The sequence below is a fragment of the Bartonella henselae str. Houston-1 genome, from assembly GCF_000046705.1.
GTDB classification, from domain to species: Bacteria; Pseudomonadota; Alphaproteobacteria; order Rhizobiales; family Rhizobiaceae; genus Bartonella; species Bartonella henselae.
The window spans coordinates 1,726,222-1,747,064 of sequence record NC_005956.1; the positions used below are offsets into that span (position 1 = coordinate 1,726,222).

Annotated in this window: 14 protein-coding genes and 4 pseudogenes; 6 read left to right on the forward strand and 12 right to left on the reverse strand. The window is 41.3% G+C overall.

The features are described 5' to 3' along the window. Positions 1-224: 224 nt before the first annotated feature. The 5 genes and pseudogenes from AYT27_RS07820 to tkt form a co-directional block, all read right to left on the reverse strand. Positions 225-626: pseudogene (locus tag AYT27_RS07820) on the reverse strand (class I fructose-bisphosphate aldolase); the annotation flags it as partial. 101 nt (positions 627-727) lie between these two features. Continuing rightward, positions 728-1,759, reverse strand: coding sequence for a class I fructose-bisphosphate aldolase (locus tag AYT27_RS07825; protein ID WP_011181274.1), 1,032 nt, complete (start codon positions 1,757-1,759; stop codon positions 728-730). A gap of 107 nt (positions 1,760-1,866) precedes the next feature. Continuing rightward, complete coding sequence (locus AYT27_RS07830) at positions 1,867-3,060, reverse strand: phosphoglycerate kinase (protein WP_011181275.1); 1,194 nt, start codon at positions 3,058-3,060, stop codon at positions 1,867-1,869. Positions 3,061-3,566: 506 nt separating this feature from the next. Next, the gene (gene gap, locus AYT27_RS07835) at positions 3,567-4,574 is read right to left on the reverse strand and encodes a type I glyceraldehyde-3-phosphate dehydrogenase (protein WP_011181276.1); all 1,008 of its coding nucleotides are present in this window, start codon (positions 4,572-4,574) and stop codon (positions 3,567-3,569) included. Between the two features lie 329 nt (positions 4,575-4,903). Next, positions 4,904-6,910, reverse strand: coding sequence for a transketolase (gene tkt, locus AYT27_RS07840; RefSeq protein WP_011181277.1), 2,007 nt, complete (start codon positions 6,908-6,910; stop codon positions 4,904-4,906). 334 nt (positions 6,911-7,244) lie between these two features. On the opposite strand from tkt, the gene AYT27_RS07845 reads away from it, so the two are divergent. Together AYT27_RS07845 and AYT27_RS07850 are read left to right on the forward strand one after the other, a co-directional pair. Beyond that, positions 7,245-7,520: a DUF4164 domain-containing protein gene (locus tag AYT27_RS07845; RefSeq protein ID WP_011181278.1), complete on the forward strand. Its 276-nt coding sequence runs from the start codon at positions 7,245-7,247 to the stop codon at positions 7,518-7,520. Between the two features lie 12 nt (positions 7,521-7,532). Continuing rightward, positions 7,533-7,910 (forward strand): cell division protein ZapA, encoded by a 378-nt coding sequence (locus tag AYT27_RS07850; protein ID WP_011181279.1) that lies wholly within the window; start codon positions 7,533-7,535, stop codon positions 7,908-7,910. A gap of 804 nt (positions 7,911-8,714) precedes the next feature. Here AYT27_RS07850 and AYT27_RS07855 read toward each other — a convergent pair. From AYT27_RS07855 to AYT27_RS07865, 3 genes and pseudogenes are all read right to left on the reverse strand, one after another. Beyond that, positions 8,715-9,298: pseudogene (locus AYT27_RS07855) on the reverse strand (pyruvate kinase alpha/beta domain-containing protein); the annotation flags it as partial. Between the two features lie 71 nt (positions 9,299-9,369). Continuing rightward, the gene (gene pyk / locus AYT27_RS07860; RefSeq protein WP_011181280.1) at positions 9,370-10,806 is read right to left on the reverse strand and encodes a pyruvate kinase; all 1,437 of its coding nucleotides are present in this window, start codon (positions 10,804-10,806) and stop codon (positions 9,370-9,372) included. Continuing rightward, positions 10,803-11,336: a DUF1036 domain-containing protein gene (locus tag AYT27_RS07865; RefSeq protein WP_011181281.1), complete on the reverse strand. Its 534-nt coding sequence runs from the start codon at positions 11,334-11,336 to the stop codon at positions 10,803-10,805. The genes pyk and AYT27_RS07865 overlap by 4 nt, the downstream gene beginning before the upstream one ends. 240 nt (positions 11,337-11,576) lie before the next feature. On the opposite strand from AYT27_RS07865, the gene AYT27_RS07870 reads away from it, so the two are divergent. The 3 genes and pseudogenes from AYT27_RS07870 to AYT27_RS07885 all read left to right on the forward strand — a co-directional run bounded on the left by AYT27_RS07870 (position 11,577) and on the right by AYT27_RS07885 (position 14,598). Then, positions 11,577-11,834: a DUF2312 domain-containing protein gene (locus AYT27_RS07870; protein ID WP_011181282.1), complete on the forward strand. Its 258-nt coding sequence runs from the start codon at positions 11,577-11,579 to the stop codon at positions 11,832-11,834. A 382-nt stretch (positions 11,835-12,216) separates the two neighbouring features. Beyond that, positions 12,217-13,060: pseudogene (locus AYT27_RS09505) on the forward strand (tyrosine-type recombinase/integrase); the annotation flags it as partial. Between the two features lie 993 nt (positions 13,061-14,053). Beyond that, positions 14,054-14,598, forward strand: a pseudogene (locus tag AYT27_RS07885) (GNAT family N-acetyltransferase). Positions 14,599-14,880: 282 nt separating this feature from the next. Here the strand turns inward: AYT27_RS07885 and AYT27_RS07890 are convergent. The 3 genes from AYT27_RS07890 to AYT27_RS07900 all read right to left on the reverse strand — a co-directional run bounded on the left by AYT27_RS07890 (position 14,881) and on the right by AYT27_RS07900 (position 17,893). Beyond that, a complete protein-coding gene (locus AYT27_RS07890; RefSeq protein ID WP_011181283.1) occupies positions 14,881-16,743 on the reverse strand; it encodes an ABC-F family ATP-binding cassette domain-containing protein in 1,863 nt (620 codons plus the stop codon). Then, on the reverse strand, positions 16,743-17,156 hold the full coding sequence (locus AYT27_RS07895) for a glycine zipper domain-containing protein (protein WP_011181284.1): 414 nt from the start codon (positions 17,154-17,156) through the stop codon (positions 16,743-16,745). Before AYT27_RS07895 ends, AYT27_RS07890 begins: the two co-directional genes overlap by 1 nt. 101 nt (positions 17,157-17,257) lie before the next feature. Then, positions 17,258-17,893: a thiamine diphosphokinase gene (locus tag AYT27_RS07900; protein ID WP_011181285.1), complete on the reverse strand. Its 636-nt coding sequence runs from the start codon at positions 17,891-17,893 to the stop codon at positions 17,258-17,260. A gap of 244 nt (positions 17,894-18,137) precedes the next feature. Between AYT27_RS07900 and AYT27_RS07905 the strand changes: the two genes are divergently transcribed. Then, positions 18,138-19,583, forward strand: coding sequence for a M48 family metalloprotease (locus AYT27_RS07905; RefSeq protein WP_011181286.1), 1,446 nt, complete (start codon positions 18,138-18,140; stop codon positions 19,581-19,583). 332 nt (positions 19,584-19,915) lie between these two features. Here AYT27_RS07905 and AYT27_RS07910 read toward each other — a convergent pair whose 3' ends face one another. Then, a complete protein-coding gene (locus AYT27_RS07910; RefSeq protein ID WP_011181287.1) occupies positions 19,916-20,827 on the reverse strand; it encodes an RNA polymerase factor sigma-32 in 912 nt (303 codons plus the stop codon). Positions 20,828-20,843: the final 16 nt, after the last annotated feature.

Sequence of the window (20,843 nt, forward strand, 5' to 3'; positions counted from 1 at the left end):
CAATAATGATGAATGAATGTTGGAAAAAATCCACGGAATAAAGCTATTTTTATACTTATCTAACGATAGTCAAACCCCACCAAGTTCTCTTACTTTGAGAACTTTCTCCACCATTTTTAAAGAATACGAACGATCCTTGGCACACACATGAGTTTGTAAGACGGTATATTCAACCTCCCTATCCTTCGAGCCTTTAGCCTCTTCACCGACAGTTTATGAAGAACGGGGATCGTTTTTCGAACATGAACCGTCTTTTCAGCTACTTCTTCAACAAAAGCAATGCGCACATCTTTTCCATCAATCACCCTAATTGGGCTTTAAAATCATGCCCTTAAAAAGAACACGTGCTTCAAATAATTCTTTAAACACAGTATGTAAAACAGCTTTTGTCACCTCAAAGCAGCGTGTAATAGAATGTTGGCGCAATGATCCATCCATCAGCACCCAGCTCAACAAATCAGCACAAGACCAGCTTCCTGACATAAAGCAGCATAACGCGCGAAAGCTTGTACATTCTGGTTGATTGCCCCTCTTGTTGGGAGAGTCTGTGCATCAATGGCAATAACCGCACGCCATTTAGCAAAACGGGCTCCCAAAGCATAATAATCCTTCAAACGCTCACACAGAAGAATATTGCGCCCTTCAACAGTTTGATACAGCATAAGATTTACATTTCACACTTAAAAACCAAAATCTTAACTATATTGAAGCAACATTTTATTGTTTTTTAAGCACAAGATTTTTCCTGATCTTTTGTCCATTGTCCCAAAGCAGCAAGGTGGTTCATTCGAGCACGATGACAAAAAGCCTTTTGCGCAACAACAATATTTTCATTTTTTCCAGCCCATGCCTTTAAGGCAGCTGCTTGCAATGCCCGCCCATAAGAAAAGGTCAATTTCCAAGGCAATGCTCCCAAAGCATTCATAGCCGACAAATGTGCCGTAGCTTCTTCATCAGTTTGTCCTCCAGAAAGAAAAGCAATTCCTGGAACAGCAGCAGGAACAGTCTGTTTAAGAACATGAACTGTCTTTTCAGCTACTTCTTCCACAGAAGCAATGCGCGCATCTTTTCCATCAATCACCATATTGGGTTTTAAAATCATGCCCTCGAAAAGAACACGTGCCTCAAATAATTCTTTAAACACAGTGTGTAAAACAACTTTTGTCACCTCAAAGCAACGCGTAATAGAATGCTGGCGTGATGGTCCATCCATCAGCACTTCCGGTTCAACAATCGGTACAAGACCAGCTTCCTGACATAAAGCAGCATAACGCGCGAGAGCTTGTGCATTCTGACTGATTGCCCCTCTTGTTGGGAGAGTCTGTGCATCAATGGCAATGACCGCGCGCCATTTAGCAAAACGGGCTCCCAAAGTATAATAATCCTTTAAACGCTCACGAAGACCATCCAAGCCTTCTGTAATCGTTTCTTGAGGAAAAGCCGCCAATGGTTTGGCACCGGTATCGACTTTGATCCCCGGCACAGCACCTGCATCACGAATAAGATCTGTCAACATCTGCCCTGTAGATGCTTTTTGACGCAGTGTTTCATCAAATAAGATGACACCAGAGATAGCGCTTTCCATGGCTTCTTTTGCAGTAAACAGCATTTCACGATAGGCGCGACGATTATCTTCGGTGCATTCCACCCCAATGCTTTCAAAACGCTTTCCAATCGTTGCAGTACTTTCATCTGCTGCCAAAATACCTTTACCCGCACCTACCAGAGTAAGTGCTATATCTTCCAGACGTTCATTCATAAAAAATTCCTCTTTATCCTGTCTTAATTTCCAAAAGCGTGCAATGCACCAGCACACCCTCCATAATCATACAGCTTTTTTTTAACTGTTTGTTCAAATGAATCCCTTCAAGCCTGCGTGAGGGCTAGAATACCAGGCAGCATCTTGCCTTCCATCCATTCCAAAAAGGCTCCACCCGCGGTTGAAAGATAAGTAAAATCATCAGCAACACCAGCATGATTAAGTGCAAACACCGTATCTCCCCCTCCAGCAATTGAAACCAATTTCCCTGTCAAACTAAGTTCTGCTGCATGGCGTGCCACTGCAATCGTTCCTTGATCAAAAGGAGACATCTCAAAAACACCAAGAGGTCCATTCCACACAAGGGTAGCGGCTTTATCGATCACGGCATTGATATGCGCAATGGAGCGCGTACCAACATCCAAAATCATCCCATCCTCAGGAATATCTCCAATATCATAGAGACGATGTGGCGCATCTTTTTCAAAGCGAAATCCAACGATTGCATCCACAGGGAGCAGAAGCGTACATTGGCACTCCCGTGCTTTTTCAATAACTTTTTTTACCGTTTCGATCAGCGCATGTTCACACAATGACTTTCCAACACACACACCTTGCGCTGCTAAAAAACTATTGGCCATGCCACCACCAATGACCAAATAATCGACCTTTTTAACCAAATGATTGAGCACAAAAAGCTTACTGGAAACCTTCGCCCCTCCAACAATTGCGATCACCGGACGCTCTGGCTTACCAAGCCCTTTTTCCAATGCTTGCAACTCACATTGTAAAGAACGCCCCGCATAGGAAGGCAAAAAATGTGTTATCCCCTCTACCGAAGCATGGGCACGATGAGAGACTGAAAAAGCATCATTGACATAGAGATCTCCATTATGGGCTAGAGCCTCAGCAAAAGAGCCCGCATTCTTTTCTTCACCTGAATGAAAACGAACATTTTCAAGCAGTAAAATACCACCATTTTGCAATGCTTCAACCGCTGTCTGTACAGCTACACCAATACAATCTGATGCAAAATTCACGGGTTGGTTGATTATTTTTTCCAGCACTTGCACAACAGGATGGAGTGAAAATTCTGGCTCCACTTGTCCTTTAGGGCGCCCACAATGGGAAAGAAGAATAAGCTTAGCACCACGCTTTTGCAATTCAAGGAGCGTTTCTTTATGTCGTTTAAGACGCGTATCATCACAAACTTTTCCTTGCGCCATTGGTACATTAAAATCCACCCGCACAAGAACACGTTTTCCTGTGACATCAACATCATCAAGTGTACGAAAACCCATCACTGCTCCCTTTTCACTCTCTGTTGTTTCAAGTAACCTACCCGCTCACTTTTTTCTTACGCAATTTTCTCGTCGTCTTCCATCAAAAAAAGCCACCTTTATTTTCTCACCCTCCGCACAACAAAAGATTTCTCAGTCGACATCAGCAACTATACGAAAACCCATCACTGCTCCCCCTTCACTTTACTATTGTTTCAAACAAAAATGCACCCACTTAATTTTCTCCCCTTTTGAGCCTATTTTTGCTTTTACACAAAAAGATCCGCGCCTGAATTTTCTAAAACTTTGTCTCATTCAAAAGGGTATTTTTTGATTTCTTTCCTTTCATGCAGTTTTAAAAACCACGGAGATTGTACTCAAAAAGAGGAGTTCCTCAATGACTGAAGCAATATCTTTTCTGTACACCAAAAGAAGTCTTGATTCGTTTTTTTAAAAAAGAATGCACTTTCATTTTATCATACACTTGACTTTTTTTTATAAAAAGAGGACCTGAAGGACCTCTCATTTTATATTGTTTTAGCAAAAGCCACAGCCGTATCACACATGCGGTTTGAGAAACCCCATTCATTATCATACCAAACCAGAACACGACAAAGTTGACCATCAATGACCTTGGTTTGATCATTATGAAAAATAGCAGAATGTGGATTATGGTTAAAATCACAACTCACGAGCTTTTCGTCAGTATAGTCTAAAATTCCCTTGAGTGACCCCTGTGCAGCAGTACGAATAGCAGTATTAATTTCTTCAATCGTTGTGGAACGCTTAGCAGTAAACGTCAAATCAACAACGGAAACATTCGGCGTTGGAACGCGAATCGACACCCCATCAAGCAATCCTTTTAATTCTGGCAAAACCAATCCCACAGCTTTCGCTGCCCCTGTTGAGGTAGGGATCATAGAAAGAGCCGCCGCACGTGCACGATAAAGGTCACGATGCATTGTATCCAACACAGGTTGATCGCCCGTATAAGAATGGATTGTTGTCATAAAGCCCTTTTCAATGCCAACAGTGTTGTGCAAAACTTGTGCAACAGGCGCCAAACAGTTGGTTGTGCAAGAAGCATTCGAAATAACATGGTGTTCTTTGCTCAAAAACTGATGATTTACTCCATAAACCACAGTAAGATCTGCGCCTTCTGAGGGTGCAGAAACAAGAACACGCTTTGCCCCCGCATCCAAGTGGGCACTTGCTTTGTCACGAGCGGTAAAAATACCTGTACACTCCAAAGCAATATCAATATCCAAAGCCTTCCAAGGCAATTGTGCTGGATCACGCTCTGCAAACACTTTTATCAAACTAGAACCGATATCAATGGCATCACCAACAACTTGAACAGTGCCAGGGAAACATCCATGAACAGAATCATAGCGCAACAAATGGGCATTGGTTTCCACCGATCCTAAATCATTAAGGGCCACAACTTCAATATCTTGTCGTCCACTTTCGATAATGGCACGCAAAATATTGCGTCCGATACGCCCAAACCCATTAATTGCAACGCGAACACTCATTTCATATTTTCCTTATCAATTTTTCATAGCACAACACATGGGTATTGGTTTCAAGCATCTAAAAATCATTCACTTCTATAACCTTAAGATCCTGTCATCCACATTCCACGATAACAGACAAACTCTTGCAAGCAATAGGTCCAGATTTATCTATGTATTGCAAGAGGAGCAGTCATTTTTATTCACCTCATTGATCTTTTCATAGCACAACATCTGAGTATTCATTTCAATGATTTCCAAATCATAAAGAATCACTTATTAACTTTCTACGATGGCATAAAAACGATCGCACCCACGATGATCAAAATGGTTCATAGCACCATGAGCATTTATTTCACATTTTCCTTATGGATGTCTTCAAGTTTTTTTTCAACGGCAGCGACCACATTTTCACAAGTGATGCCAAAGTGCGCATAAAGCGCATCGATGGTCCCACTGGCACCAAATCCTTGCATGCCAATAAACACCCCATTAGTGCCGATAAAATAGTCCCAACCTTGCCGGAGTGCAGCTTCAATGGCAATTTTAATCGGTGCATCACCAATGAGAGCCCTCTGATAGGAGGGAGATTGCTGTGTAAAGAGTTCAAAACAAGGTACAGAAACCACACGCGTTGGGATTCCCTTTTCTTCTAAGACTGCATGTGCATGTACGGCAATCTGCAATTCTGAACCGGAAGCAAACAGGGTCACTTGCGCATCATCACTGGCGGTGAGTAATTCATAAGCACCGAGCATACAAAGATTTTCTTCTTCATATTCCCGACGCAAAAGTGGTAAATTTTGTCTACTCAAAGCCAAAGTAGAAGGTGTCCCTCGCGTTTTCAAAGCCAATTGCCAACACTCGACAGTCTCCATAGCGTCAGCAGGACGGAAAACAAGATGATTAGGAAGTGTACGCAAAGAAGCCAAATGCTCCACCGGCTGATGAGTAGGTCCATCCTCACCAAGACCAATGGAATCATGGGTCATGACATAAATGACCCGCAACCCCATGAGAGAAGACAAACGCATTGCGGGACGCATATAGTCGGAAAAACATAAAAAGGTTCCGCCATAAGGAATAAAACCTCCATAAAGGGCAAGACCATTCATCACGGCTCCCATAGCATGTTCACGAACTCCATAATGCAAATAACGCCCTGAAAAATCCTCAGCAGAGATAGTTTTCATCTGACTGCTTTTGGTATTATTTGATCCGGTTAAGTCAGCAGAACCACCAATGGTTTCAAGAACGACTTCATTGATCACTTCAAGAGCCATTTCCGAAGCTTTACGGGTGGCAACACACGGACAATCCTCAACCAATTTCTTTTTATAAACATCGATAGCACCATCAAATCCGCCCACGAGATCGCCACGCATCAATCTTTCAAACTCTATCCGTTCTGAGAGTGGAAGAGCGGCAAATTTTTCTTTCCATTTTTGTCGTTTTTTAGCGGCATTAAGACCAGCCAAGCGCCAATTATCGAGGATATCGGCTGGAATAACGAAAGGCTCTGCCTCCCATCCCAAAGCGATACGGGTTTCAGCAATTTCGGATGCACCTAAAGGTGCCCCATGAATTTTATTGGTCCCAGCTTTATTGGGAGCTCCAAAACCAATGGTTGTTTTACAAGCGATCAAAGTTGGTTTATCGGAATTTCTTGCAGCCTCAATAGCCCGTGCGATTGCTGCTTGATCATGTCCATCAACTTTGTGTGTATTCCAACCAGACGCTTTAAAACGGGCTATTTGGTCAGTACTATCAGCAAGGGAAATTTCTCCATCGATGGAAATGTTATTATCGTCCCACAATACGATAAGCTTATTGAGTTTTAAATGTCCAGCAAGGGAAAGAGCTTCTTGTGAAATCCCTTCCATGAGGCACCCATCCCCAACCAGCGCGTAAGTATAATGGTTGATGAGATCACCAAAGCGTGCATTGAGCAGGCGCTCCCCCAGAGCCATTCCCACAGCATTAGCTATCCCCTGTCCGAGTGGTCCAGTGGTTGTTTCGATTCCAGCAGCATGCCCATATTCTGGATGCCCGGCAACCTTAGAGCCTATTTGGCGGAAGTTTTTGAGATCTTCAAGGGAAATATCTTCATAACCAGAAAGATACAAGAGGGCATAAAGCAACATAGAGCCATGACCAGCGGACAACACAAAACGATCACGGTTAGGCCAATGAGGATTTTTGGGATCATGGGCAAGGAATTTTGTATAAAGGACGGTGGCAATATCGGCTGCCCCCATTGGTAACCCGGGATGACCAGAATTTGCTTTTTCAATCGCATCAATCGCAAGAAAACGGATAGCATTGGCCATCTGTTTCTTTGTTTCGGTATTTGTCATAAATGATAAACCACTTTGTTAAACGCGTTGTTTTGTTGTTCTTTCATATTCTCTTAAATTATTTGAGAAATATTTTTCAGTTTATTTTAATCGTCAGCGTGAGAACTTTTGCGGTTACTTCAATAACATTCCCCTCACGCATCCTTTATGCACATATCATTTATGCCAATACTCTCAAAAAATCCAGCTTTTAATTAACAGCTATCTCGCGCTTTGCTTGCTAAAAAGCCTTACATACTTAAAAATAGATTTTTCACAAGAAAAGAAAATGAGTGATTCGTTTTTGCATAAAGAATTAATTAATGGATACACTCACTTGGAGGATGTAAATATCATGAACCAAGAAACTACGGTTCTATCACAAACTTTAGAGCAACTGGAAAAAGCACTCAGAACCTTAGAAATCGCCATTATCAACCGCAATGCGGTTATTGATAAAAACAACGAATGGGAAGAAGAAATTCAACGAATGAACGCGGATCGTAGCCGTCTTGCCCAAGCGCTTGATAAGGCTGAAGCGCAAGTTGAGCGGCTAGAAGCGGTAAACAAAGAAGTTTCCAAACGTTTAATTAAGGCGATGGAAACGATTCGTGTCGTAATTGATAGATAAAGGTTTGAAGACATGGAAACGGTTTCCGTCACCATTGATGGCAAAGTTTATCGTATGGCTTGCGATAAAGGGCAAGAACGCCATCTCATTGAGCTTGCGGCTCGATTGGATCAATATATCACACATCTAAAGAAAAATTTTGGTGAAATGGGTGATCATCGTTTATCGGTTATGGCTGGAATTATGATTCTTGATGAAATGGAAGAAATAAAACGAGAAAATAAAAAACTACAAGAAGACTACGAAGCTCTTTTACGGCTCCATAATGAAAAAAACCACACCATGGGCAGAATTATGCGTGATACAACAAAACGCATTGAAAAGCTTACCAGTCAATTACTCAAAGATGAGCAAAATAGTCTTATTTCTCAAGAACAGGAAGATCTCTAAACGCATTCGTATTTAACAAACCAGCGCTATACCCCCAAAAGATCGGTATAAACACGCATGATTGTCCACGCATCATTGCAAGAGAATCATCTCAATCGTAATAACCACAGAGACACAGCATGTGTTCTGAAAGAAAAGAAGAAAAAAAAGCGCATGCGCCCTGCATAAACTATCGTAATCCCGTACAAAATTTCTTCTCGTCAAAGAGTTTAAAATAAAAGCCAGTGGGCCTTGCTATCTTTATACTTTGAAGATACAAACTAGTATCGAGAAATGCGCACTAGTATCATCATTTATCATGATATTGACGAGCACTCCATATTGCGATGGCTCTTACCTTTGGCCACTTTATAGGCTTTCTATTTACTTCTTTTTCCAACGGTTTTTCTTCACACGTTAATTCCTCTTAAATAAACAGACAAGTGCATATTTTTTAGCAAATTTTTTGTTTGTGCAATGCAAGAATTTTAAGAAAAACTTCTTAGGTTCAGAGCACTCCTTCAAATTGCAAAATGATTAATTATCATTATAAATCAATATATTGACTGTATAATAGATAAAGCTATCTCTAAAATATCTCAAAAGACAATTTAGCATAAATCAAAGAACAATATACCATAAACATCACGTTTAAAGACTCTGATCCATCATAAGCACAACTTCTTCAAGCATAAAGACTAGAAACAGCTTCAGCAGAAAACATGACAGCATTTTGATCCCCACATAAGCCCCCAGACAAAAACCAAACGCCGCACTATTTTCACGATAAGCGAGAAGTCAATAATAAGTCTGTTCGGGCGCTATTCAAAAGGATAACACATACAAACACTCAAAAACCTTTGTTCCATCTTGAGAAACAGAAGCGATACGCAAGAGATTGGTAGCACCAGGTGTACCAAGAGGAACACCAGCTGTCACAAGGAAGTGATCTCCCCCTTGGCAAAAGCCTTCTTGAAAAGCAATCGCAGCCGCACGATCAACCATATCCTCCAAATCCCGCGCGTCTTCAGTGACCACACAATGAAGCCCCCAGACTAAAGCCAAACGTCTTGCTGTTTTTACAATAGGCGATAAGGCAATAATGGGCCTGTTTGGACGCTCCCGTGATGTGCGCACACCCGTTGTGCCTGAAGCAGTATAAGCAACGATAGCTGTCAATTACAGTGTTTCGGCGATCTGACGCGCAGCGAGAGAAATCGCATCGGTCCCCGTTGATTCTGGAGCAGGATGCTGTGCGCCAACCTGAACCGCATAAGTCTGATCTTGTTTGATTTGTTAGGCGATTCGATCCACCATCATAGCACGACTTCTTCAAGATAAAGATCAGCAGACAACATGACAGCACCACCCACTACATAAACCGCTGCAGAAACATCACACATCTCTGCTCATAGAAAAACAGATGACAAATGGAATATATTCTTCAAAATATAAAGAAAACTATGCCCCAATGTTCCCGTTAAACACCCTTTGTTCCATCTTGAGAAACAGAAGCGATACGCAAGAGATTGGTAGCACCAGGTGTACCAAGAGGAACACCAGCTGTCACAAGGAAGCGATCTCCCCCTTGGCAAAAGCCTTCTTGAAAAGCAATCGCAGCCGCACGATCAACCATATCCTCCAAATCCCGCGCGTCTTCAGTGACCACACAATGAAGTCCCCAGACCAAAGCCAAACGTCTTGCTGTTTTTACAATAGGCGATAAGGCAATAATGGGCCTGTTTGGACGCTCCCGTGATGTGCGCACACCCGTTGTGCCTGAAGCAGTATAAGCAACGATAGCTGTCAATTGCAGTGTTTCGGCGATCTGACGCGCAGCGAGAGAAATCGCATCGGTCCCCGTTGATTCTGGAGCAGGATGCTGTGCGCCAACTTGAGCCGCATAAGTCTGATCTTGTTCAATTTGTTGTGCGATTCGATCCATCATCAGCACAGCTTCTTCAGGATAACGACCAGAGGCAGATTCCGCAGACAACATGACAGCGTCAGTTCCCGTATAAACTGCTGTCGCAACATCAGAAACTTCTGCCCTTGTAGGAACAGATGACGTAATCATTGACTCGAGCATTTGCGTGGCCACCACGACGGGCTTTCCAGCTAAACGACAAGCTTTTATAAGTTCCATCTGAATGGCAGGAACCCTCTCCAAGGGCATTTCTACCCCCAGATCTCCGCGTGCAATCATAATACCATCGGCAACATCAATAATCTCTTCTATATGCTCCAAAGCTTGAGGTTTTTCGATCTTAGCCATCAAAGACACTTTGCTTTTGGTCAACGCACGCACTGCTATAATATCTTCCGGACGCTGGATAAAAGACAGAGCAACCCAATCAACAGGCTGCTCCAAAACTGCCTGAAGATCGGCTTTATCCTTGAGAGTCATTGGCCCAAAAGGCAAAACTGTATCGGGAAGACTTACCCCTTTTCGATCAGAAATACGGTTCCCAGCAACCACAAGGCACTGCACAGAATGACCATCACACACCTGTGCAAGCAGTTCCAACTTTCCATCATCAATTAACAACCGATCACCGGGTTTAATAGCTGCCAGCACCTCCCCGTGCGGAAAAAAAACACGCTGCGCATCACCAAGAATATCACGATCATCCAAGGTAAAACTTTGCCCAATACGCAAATCTTCTTGCCCTTTATCAAAACAGCCGACGCGTAATTTTGGTCCCTGGAGATCTACTAAAATACCGATTGGCCGGCGAACAGTTTTTTCAACCTTCCGTATGCGCTGAACCAAATCAACCATTGTTTCACGGTCAGTATGGCTCATATTCAAACGAAAAACATCTGCTCCCGCCATAAAAAGCTTCTCAATCATGGAAATAGAAAACGAAGAAGGGCCAAGAGTGGCTATAATTTTTACTTTACGTGCACGCTTCACGGTGGAGAATCTCCTGAAAGAGAGGGGGACTGTACAACGGAATTATTGAACAAAGACTCATCGGTCAACTGTACCATCCAACTGGTTTGATTACCCGTATCAATTTCTTTAAATTCAGCCTTTTGATAACCACGAGGGAAACAATCATGAACCCCTTGAATAGTAAATTGGCTATCTTGCACACACATAGTCACCGAACCTGGCCAGCTGTTTTTTTTCTCTGCTCCCTCTGCATAAAAATAATAGAAGCGCGAAGAAAGAGGACCCTCGATCAAGGTTTTACACTCTGTCACGGGGACCACCCACCATCCCTCACTTACCCAACCTGAAAATGTACGATACCCAAGGGCGACACCAACGGGCTGTTGAGTCGTATTACAAACCCGGAAATCAGCTTTTGCAAAACCAGCAAACGGCAACAAGAGCAAAACGCTCAAGAGAAAAATCTCTCGTACTCTCTGAAACACCCCTGTCTGTTTTTCGGCAACCACAAAACCACCTTTATGATGTAACCCTCTAAAACAAAACATACATCCCTTTATCTTCTCTGTTTTCAAGAACTTTCCAAATGTATATAGACATATTTTTACTCTTTTCTGCTTCTTAATGCCCTTTTGTCAATGCAAAGAGCTTAAACTTTTACAAAATATTTAAAGTCAATTTGTAAAAAAAAACTGTACAGCTTGATGAGCTTCTTGTTCTTCAGGCTTCCTTACACAACTTTATTGTCGAAAAAACAGTTTTAAATATACACTCCGGAGAAAACACAAATGAATACAGTAACCGATGAAACACATGCTATATCCGTAAACCAATTACGCGCTTTTATCGAACGCATTGAACGGTTAGAAGAAGAGAAAAAAACCATTTCTGATGATATTAAAGAGGTTTATGCCGAACTGAAAGGCTCTGGTTTTGATAGTAAAGCTGTGCGAAGTATTATACGGTTGCGTAAAAAAGAAGAACATGAACGCATGGAAGAAGAAGCCATCATCCAGCTTTATAAAGATGCGCTTGGTATGAGTTAACACCATTAATGACATTGGACCTTTTCTTATAAAATGAAGAGAGGATGGAAAATGCAAAAAACGAAGAATGCACATCAATTTATGCCAGAAATGAACAACGCGTGTCACTTGTGACGAAACAATCAGCAACATGGGGCACATTTGGGAAAGAAATGCCTTGAGAGAGTAAAGATTTGATTTATAATGATAATTCATTATTTTACTACGTGAATGAGAACCCAGAATCTTATAAGATTCTCTCATCTCAAATCCTCTTAGAGTGAATTAATCAAAATCATTCCCTACCACCATATCACAAGCAGGGTTAGCGTATGGGTAAAAACTCTTCAAGAAAGAGGTAAAATGCCTCTTACGAACTGCCTCCATGCAAGGCTGGCGTAACATTTTAAACTGGCAAAGAATAGTGCCGGCTTGCACCTTCATAAGTGTAACCGGCTTGCACCTTCATAAGTGTATAGAGAGTGAAGCACAATGGTTTTACCGTTATAGCATTCACGGACTCTTCACATCTTCACGAGCACCATTGTGAAAATGACTTAGGAACATTAAGAGATGTCTCGTTAAAACAAGCACGTGAATCTGCAACATAATGACGTTCTGTTTTGGGTTGAGGGAAGTGCCTCCTTTAAAACACGATAAACAAAAGTTTGAAGCAAAGCGTACTCTCCATTATTTAAAAGACATTGCTCTTAAATACTTTTGAAAGTCGTAAAACTGACTTAAAAGGAAATGGTAAAGATAGAAACTGGTTTTCACTTTTACGACTTTATATTCTCCTCAAATGAGGTTTTATATCTGTTTTAGAAATTACCCAACCAGAGATACACAATACCCTTGTTCCTATTTGGCATACAAAAGCTGCAACAGCAGAGAAAGCACTTAAATCCCCCCTCAATCTCTATCTCAAACATGCTGATACCTTAGGTTTAGATGTTGATTTACAGACAACAGCAAAAGCAAGAGTTTTATTAAGTAAACAACGTCATAAAGTTAAAAACATGCCTGCTGTGGATTGGAGAAATATCCCGGCTTTTTATCAAATATTTCGCAAAACAACAAACATCACACATCTGGCTTTGCGTCTTCTTATCCTTACAGGGATTCGTACAAATCCTTTACGTCATATTCGTGAAGATCAGATTGACGACGATATATGGACAATCCCTGCTGAGAATCTGAAAGGAAAGCGTGATATTATAGAAGATTTTTGCGTACCTTTATCATCATAAGTGTATAGAGAGTGAAGCACAATGGCTTTACCGTTATACCATTCACGGGCTTCCTCACAAGCGCCATCGTGAAAGAAGCTTGAGAATATTAAGAAATGTCTTGTTAAAACAAGCGCGTGAATGTGCCACACAAGTGTATTTTGTTTGGAGCGTTTTGTTTTGCATGAAGGCATAATGTTTCTTGCATCCAAAAGTGTTCTTCTACTTCAATCACTCTTTAAAAGGCAAGATGAGGAAACAGGTGGATGCAAATAGAGCAAGATAACTGTGCCTATATTGTATTCTACCATACTCTCTTTTGCGTGGATCAAAGAGAAAGAGAGCTGAGGACATTAAACCGTGAAAAAATTGACACTAAAACGGGTTAGTAAACTTGCTAAGAAGAAATGGGCAGAAACACAAAAAAATTGAGGATATAATAAAAAGCAGAGCACTCATTGAGCGTAAATTGCACAATCATTTAAGGAAAGAAGAGACTGAACCGTCACAGAGTCACAAATCCAGGGTGGTGAATTAAATCACCAAAATATTGAGCATTGCCAATTTGCGTGCAGTGGCAATAATTGCTTCTTATTATTTGCAAAACACTTTTGTGAATGAATAAATCAGACATAAAAAATCTATAAAGCAATAAAGATATTGTTAAGAAGCATAAAAAAACTTATGCATTAAAAGATCACATCAAGGGTAAACAAAAAGCTTTGTCTTTTAGAGTGAACGCATAAGTTTTTGAGAGAGAAGAAATTTAAAAATAGAAGAATCACTGTAAAGTGTAATCAAGAACAACCATACATGATCAAAAGAATATCCGATTATTTGTAAACCTTTTCCCCTCATTCTAATCCAACAAATACAAAATTTATCGTTTTTGATGAAATTCCTAGTTAACTTTCCGCCTTTTGAGGACATCAACCTCAAAAAGCAAAAAGACATTTGAAAAATTGAATGAGAAAGGTACAGACTCGTACATATTTCTATGAGGAGAGGATGATAGCAATCACAAAAAAACGGACAATTTCCACATTAATCGGTTTAGAAGATGCAGGTGAACTGTCTTCCTATTCCCTGCACAATGCAAACCCTCTCTGCCCTTGGGAACCGATCAAATCTGATGATCAAAATACCCTTCTTGAGCAGCACGAGTCAACGCTTTTACTTGTAAAAATGCATAAAGAACAGCATACTGATATGCCGTACGATTGAAAAATGACAACACCATCATCGCTGTGGTGAATTTTACAAATGTAGTTTGTGGTATTTTTCAAGCCTGTTACCTCGATTTCTCTCTTGATGAAAAATATCAAGGCAAAAGCCCCATGTTTGAGATTTTATTTGCTCTAATACTCCATATCTTTGATGTTTACCACCTGCATAGAGTGATGGTAAACTATAGACTCGAAAATATCAGAAGCAGAATTTTACTGAAACGCCTTAGTTTTGATAAAGAAGGCTACGCAAGAGATTATCTGATGATTCTTGACAAATGGAGAGATCACATTCTCGCCTCTCGAATTCATGATCTTATAAGAGATTAGAATAAAGCATGATAAGGTGTTTTAGCAGAGAATGTACCAGAACAAAGAGATAATATTTTAAGTCTCACAAAATTATGAAGATGTTTCTTTTCCACATCTTCGCACATTTACTGTCTTCGCACAAAAGTTCAAGTTCTAATCATTGTTCTTTTTTTGCACGCAAGTATTTTTCTTCTCCAGTGCATGCGCTTACATCATAAAGAATTGTGCAAAAAACAGATAGGAAATGAAAGAGAAGCGATTATCCACATCTATAAAAAAGGTTAACATGAACGCGTTTTTTTATGACTTCACACCCTCTATATCTTCGCGTAAAAGTTCAAGTTCTAACCATTCTTCTTCTTTCCCCGCACAAAGCTTTTGCTTTTCTTGAAGCTTTATAGAAAGACGCTCGAAACGCTCTTTATCATTGCAATACAGTGCTGGGTCAAAAAGTTCTTGTTCAATTTTTTTGATTTCGTCTTGCAAAACAGCGATTTGTTCAGGCAATTTCTCCAGTGCATAAACCTGCTTATAAGACAGCTTACGCGGTTTTATTTTCTCCGGCTCCATAGAGGCACGATTTGTTGACGCATTGGAGTTTTTATTCTCCAATACACGAGGATTTGAAAGGGCTTTACCCTGTGATACTGCTCCCTCTTTGCACCCTAACAATGCAGCGTGCTTGTTTTGCGCTATCATATCACTATAACCGCCAGCATACAAAATCCAGTGTCCATCTCCTTGGGGTGCCAACATATGAGTCACAGTGCGATCTAAAAAGTCCCTATCATGGCTGACCAACAACACAGTTCCAGCAAAATCGGCAATAAATTCTTGCAACAAGTCCAACGTTTCCATATCCAAATCATTGGTTGGTTCATCAAGAATCAAAAAATTTGCTGGGCGCGAAAGAAGTCGAGCAAGCATAAGGCGGGCTCTTTCTCCACCTGAAAATTCTTTAAGTGGTGTACGTGCTTGTTCGGGCAAAAACAAAAAGTCTTTCATATAAGACACCACATGGCGTTCTTGCCCATTGATCACAAGAGTATCACCTCTCCCCCCCGTAAGATAATGTGCTAATGTTTCCTCTTCATTTAAAATGCGCTGTTGATCAAGAAACGCCATGGAGATATTATATCCATGCTTCACCGTTCCACTATCAGCCGCTTCCTGCCCAATCAGAACAGACAGCAACGTAGTCTTTCCAATACCGTTGGGACCAACTAGACCGATTCGATCACCACGCTGAACGCGCAAAGAGAAATCTTTTACAATAACACGCTCACCATAAGACTTTGAAATGCGCTTTGCTTCCAGCACCAATTGACCAGAATCATGGCTTTTAGCAACAGTCAAAAGCGCACTTCCAGATGGTCCTTTATAGGTTTGATGAAGCTGTCGCAGTTCTTTTAAAGCACCCAGACGACGTACATTTCGTTTACGCCGTGCTGTTACCCCATAGCGCAACCATTGTTCTTCACGAGCAATCTGTCGCCTTAATTTGTGTTGTTCGAGAGCTTCCTCTTCAAGCGCTTTATCACGCCAATTTTCAAACTCTGAAAAACGCTTTTCGAGTCTTTTAGTAATCCCCCGATCAAGCCATACCGTTGAACGAGTGACATTTTCTAAAAATCGCCGATCATGCGAAATCACCACAAGCGCTGAACGCAAAGAAAATAACGTACCTTCAAGCCATTCAATGGTTGGTAAATCGAGATGATTGGTTGGTTCATCTAAGAGAAGGATATCGGGTTTTGCAGCTATGGCCTGTAATAATGAAACGCGCCGCCTTTCACCCCCAGAAAGGTTTGCCAATTTTTCGGTTCCTGAAAAACCAAGATTTGCTAAAAGGGTATTGATCCACTGTGCATCAGGTACATGATCGAGCCCTGCTTCTACAAAGGCGTGAACATCTTCAAATCCTGAACAATCAGGATTTTGTGAGAGATAACGGAGTGTTGCCCGAGGGTGGCGAAAAATTTCCCCCTCGTTTGGCTCTATTATTCCAGCGGCAATTTTTAACAGCGTTGACTTTCCACACCCATTACGTCCCACAAGGGCAATACGCGCGCCTTGTTCAACTGCTAAACAAGCTTGGTTGAACAAAGGCGTTTTCCCAAAGGTTAGGCAAATGCGGTCAAGCCGCAAAAGCGGCACCACCATTAACGAACGCGTTGTGGACAAGGTGCTTGATACATAACACCTCTTCCATCACGGTAAGTACACAATTGTGGTGTCTGCACTTTTTGAGCACAAGGCGCAGAGTAAACTTGGCCTTTACGATTACGATATGTGCACATTGCTGGATGCGGAGCAACAATTTGTCTTTGTTGCCTTTGTCTTTGTTGTCTTTGCTGATTGACAGCAGCCCCTGTCACAGACCCTGCAATTGCGCCAACTGCTGCACCGGTAAGCGCTGCTTCAGGCGTGCTTCCAGCAATTGCTGTTCCAGCCAAAGCACCTATTGCCGCACCTCCCACACCGTAGCGTGCAATGCGTTGATCATTCACAGTACACGCCACCGTACTTAAACCAATGGTGGAAATAACTGCTACTTTCAAAATTGATTTTAACATATAAAACCTCTCCTTAAAAAGATCAAAACATAAATATATTATTATGCCGGCACTTCATTACTTATCCCCCTTCTGCATTATTCAAATATACTCGAAGAGACTCATGAAATAGGTACAGATGCCAACACTATAGCTTTTCCAGAACATAAATGACAAGAGAAGGTTCCACAAATGCGGTTAGAAAGTGTCAAAGAAGACCCAAACAACACATTTTTATTATAAAGAGGCCATTTTGCACCTGATATGGTTAATTCTTTTAAATCAGAAAAACCAATGATACTAAATAAAGAATCATCAGGTAAATCGCATGAAAAAGGCTTTGGCAAAAGTGGCCAGCCTTCTTCACGGCCACTGGTCAATAACACTGAAATGCCTTTTTCTTCCATGACCAGTGCTTGTGTCATATGAGAAAGGCTATGATCGCTTCTTTCACCTCCAAAAGCACCACACAAAATAAGCTTTTCAGCCCCCTTTTGGAGAGCTCTTTCACATGCCAGTGCACTATCGGTCATATCTTTATCAGGGGGAAAAATCTCACGGGGAATATCTGCATATTTGCTTTTTAAAGCTTGCTGAGAAGAATCGAAATCGCCCAACCACAACTCAGGTACCACATTGAGAGCTTCTGCATGACGCATTCCACCATCAGCGGCAATCACACGACTGTTGCGAATTTGATTACGCAAACGATCGGTGATAAAAAGATCTCCATTTAACAATATTGTAAATGTTGTCATGACAGACTATGCCCTTCATAATGCTTTCTTTTTATATCATCTTTATATAAAAATAACTGTGATAGAGTTGAAAGCATCCTTTCTAAAAACTTTTTCCCAGAGGGTTTCTTCATTTTAAAAACAGACCACAACGATACGAATGGAATTTGTCAAAATATCATAAAAAAAAACGGTGGCACACTCGTCGGCACCAAATTTTCAACGAACCCAGATTTTTCAACAGATATCGTTTTTTCGCACCAGCATGTATAAAGTACTTCTGATAAGTTTAATGCTTCTCCTTTCTGCTTGTCATACGACTTCCTCTCCCAACGAGACGCTTTCTTCTTGGGATTCTTCTGCAAGAAGAGAACAAGCCAGTAAGAACAATATCTATGTCACATTAAGTGCAAAACAACACCCACGTATTTTACAAATCTATGGAGGTGCCTATTATAATCCAAAACTTGAACGCCTATTAGAGAATATTGTACGTAAACTCACCGTTGGATTACAAAATTCTTACAAAAGCTATTCACTTACAATTTTAAATACGCAGAGTGTCAATGCATTTGCTTTGCCCAATGGTTCTATCTACATCACCCGCGGTATGCTAACACTAGCCAATGATTCTTCAGAAGTTGCGGCAATTCTAGCCCATGAAATAGCCCATATTACTGCCAATCATGGCATTTTACGCTTACAAAAAAAAGCAGAATTGAAGACAACAGAGCGTATATCATCAAATCTTCTCTCTCTCAGTGGAGAGAAAATTCACAAAAGCATCGAAAACAAGCGAAAACTCGCACAATTTTCACGTAATCAGGAACTACAAGCCGATTCGATTGCACTGGAAATGCTCAAACAAGCAGGATACGATCCGTTTTCTTTGCCGCGCTTTCTCCAGTCAATGGCAGCCTATAGCCTTTTTCGTAGTATCCCAGGAAGTCAAAATGCTCCCTTAGGTTTTCTCATAACACATCCAACCACCCCGCAACGGATTCGTCTTGCGATAGAAAAAGCACATAAAATCAGTTCAGCAAACACTGGCAACACGGATCGTGATGCTTTTCTCAAGAGTATTGATGGCATGATTTTTGGGGGCAGCCCTCATACAGGTTTTGTTCAAAACAACCAATTTATTCACCCGCAATTGGGCATAACTTTTTCCGTTCCACAGAATTTCATTATAGAAAATTCAGCGCACACTGTTTGGGCTAGCGGCCCAGATAAAATTGCCATTCGTTTTGATGCCATACCGCATCCTGCTGAAATATCTGCGAGTGAATATTTGCAAAGTGGCTGGCTTGCAGGACTAGATAAATCCTCTGTCCACCCATTTATAATCCAAGGTTTACCTGGAGCCCATGCCCGTGCACGCAATGCACAATGGCAATTTGATGTGGTTGTCATTTTGTTCAACAATCACGTCTTACGTTTTCTAACTGCTGCTCCGCATGATTCTCAAAATTTTGCAGAGATTGCCGAAAAAACGGTACAGAGTTTTCGTTTTCTTTCCTCGTCACAACTAAAAAAGCTGAAACCTTTGAGAATTCGTATTGTGCGTGTTCAGAAAGGAGAAAGCGTTGCAAGCCTTGCGAAAAAAATGCAAAATATACCGCACAACGAAAAACTCTTTCGTATTCTTAATTCGCTCTCACCAAGCCAAGCTTTACAGACAGGAGCAGCCGTTAAAATTATCACACAGTAAAAAACAAAAAGACAGCCTCTTTCATTATTTTCTGCACATTGAAGCATATGCGAAACAGCCTCCGTTGCACTTCGAAAACTGTACCCTAACCCGCAATTGCAGAGCGATGCTTCCGGTTCATTGCCTGAAAAATCTTTACGGCTTGCATATCAATAAACACCTGGTCAATTAACTGACTTCATCATTTTCTGCACTTTTGATTCGCTTTTACCCTCTTCCTTCTCCCTTGTAGGGTGAGGTTTTTTCACACAGATGCGCGAGCTTTCGAGATCCAGTTTCTTGTACCCTATCCCATACCACTCACGAACCACTGCCTGAAAAAACTTCATGGCTTACACATCATAAGCATCTGCTGGATTAACAGTAAGCAAGGCAGAACGCAGCTTTTGTAAAGCCCGCGCTTCAATTTGGCGCACCCGCTCTTTTGAGATTCCTAACTTTTCACCTAAAACTTCTAAAGTAGCACCTTCTTCATTTAAGCGTCGGAAACGAATAATTTCCAATTCCCGTTCATTGAGAATTTGTAACGCATCATAAAGCCATTGTGTGCGCCTTTGACCATCAATCACTTGTTCAATTAAAGCATCAGGTAGAGGACTATCATCCACAAGAGCATCCATTTTGGCAACAGGATTATCACTATTTTCAGAAACAGAAACGCTCAAGGAATTATCAGAACTTGAAAAACGGAAATCCATTGTTTCAACATCACGCACGGAAACGCCAAGCTTTTCAGCAATGCTACGGAAGATATCTTGTTTTGAAAGAGCGCTATCATCTTGCACCAATTTTGCCCGCAAACGACGCAGATTAAAGAAAAGTGCCTTTTGTGAAGAACTGGTTCCTCCTCGAACGATTGACCAATTGCGTAAAATATAATCTTGGATAGAAGCGCGAATCCACCATGTTGCATAAGTTGAAAAACGTACCTCGCGATCAGGTTCAAAACGTGCAGCAGCTTCCAACAACCCCACATAGCCTTCTTGTACCAAATCCCCCAATGGCATTTTGAAACGTTTAAAACGGTTAGCAATCGCAATCACCAAACGCATATGAGCAGCTGCAATTTGATGCATAGCTTCATCATCGCGTTTGTCTTTCCATCGCAGAGCCAAATCATGCTCTTTTTGCCGTTCAAGATAAGGCGCCTGCATAGCAGAACGCATCATATTGCGTCCCAAACTTTTGTCTGCATCGCTATAATTTTTACTATTTTTGTAAACAGCATTTGAAAGATTACCCATAATAACCCCTTGCGAT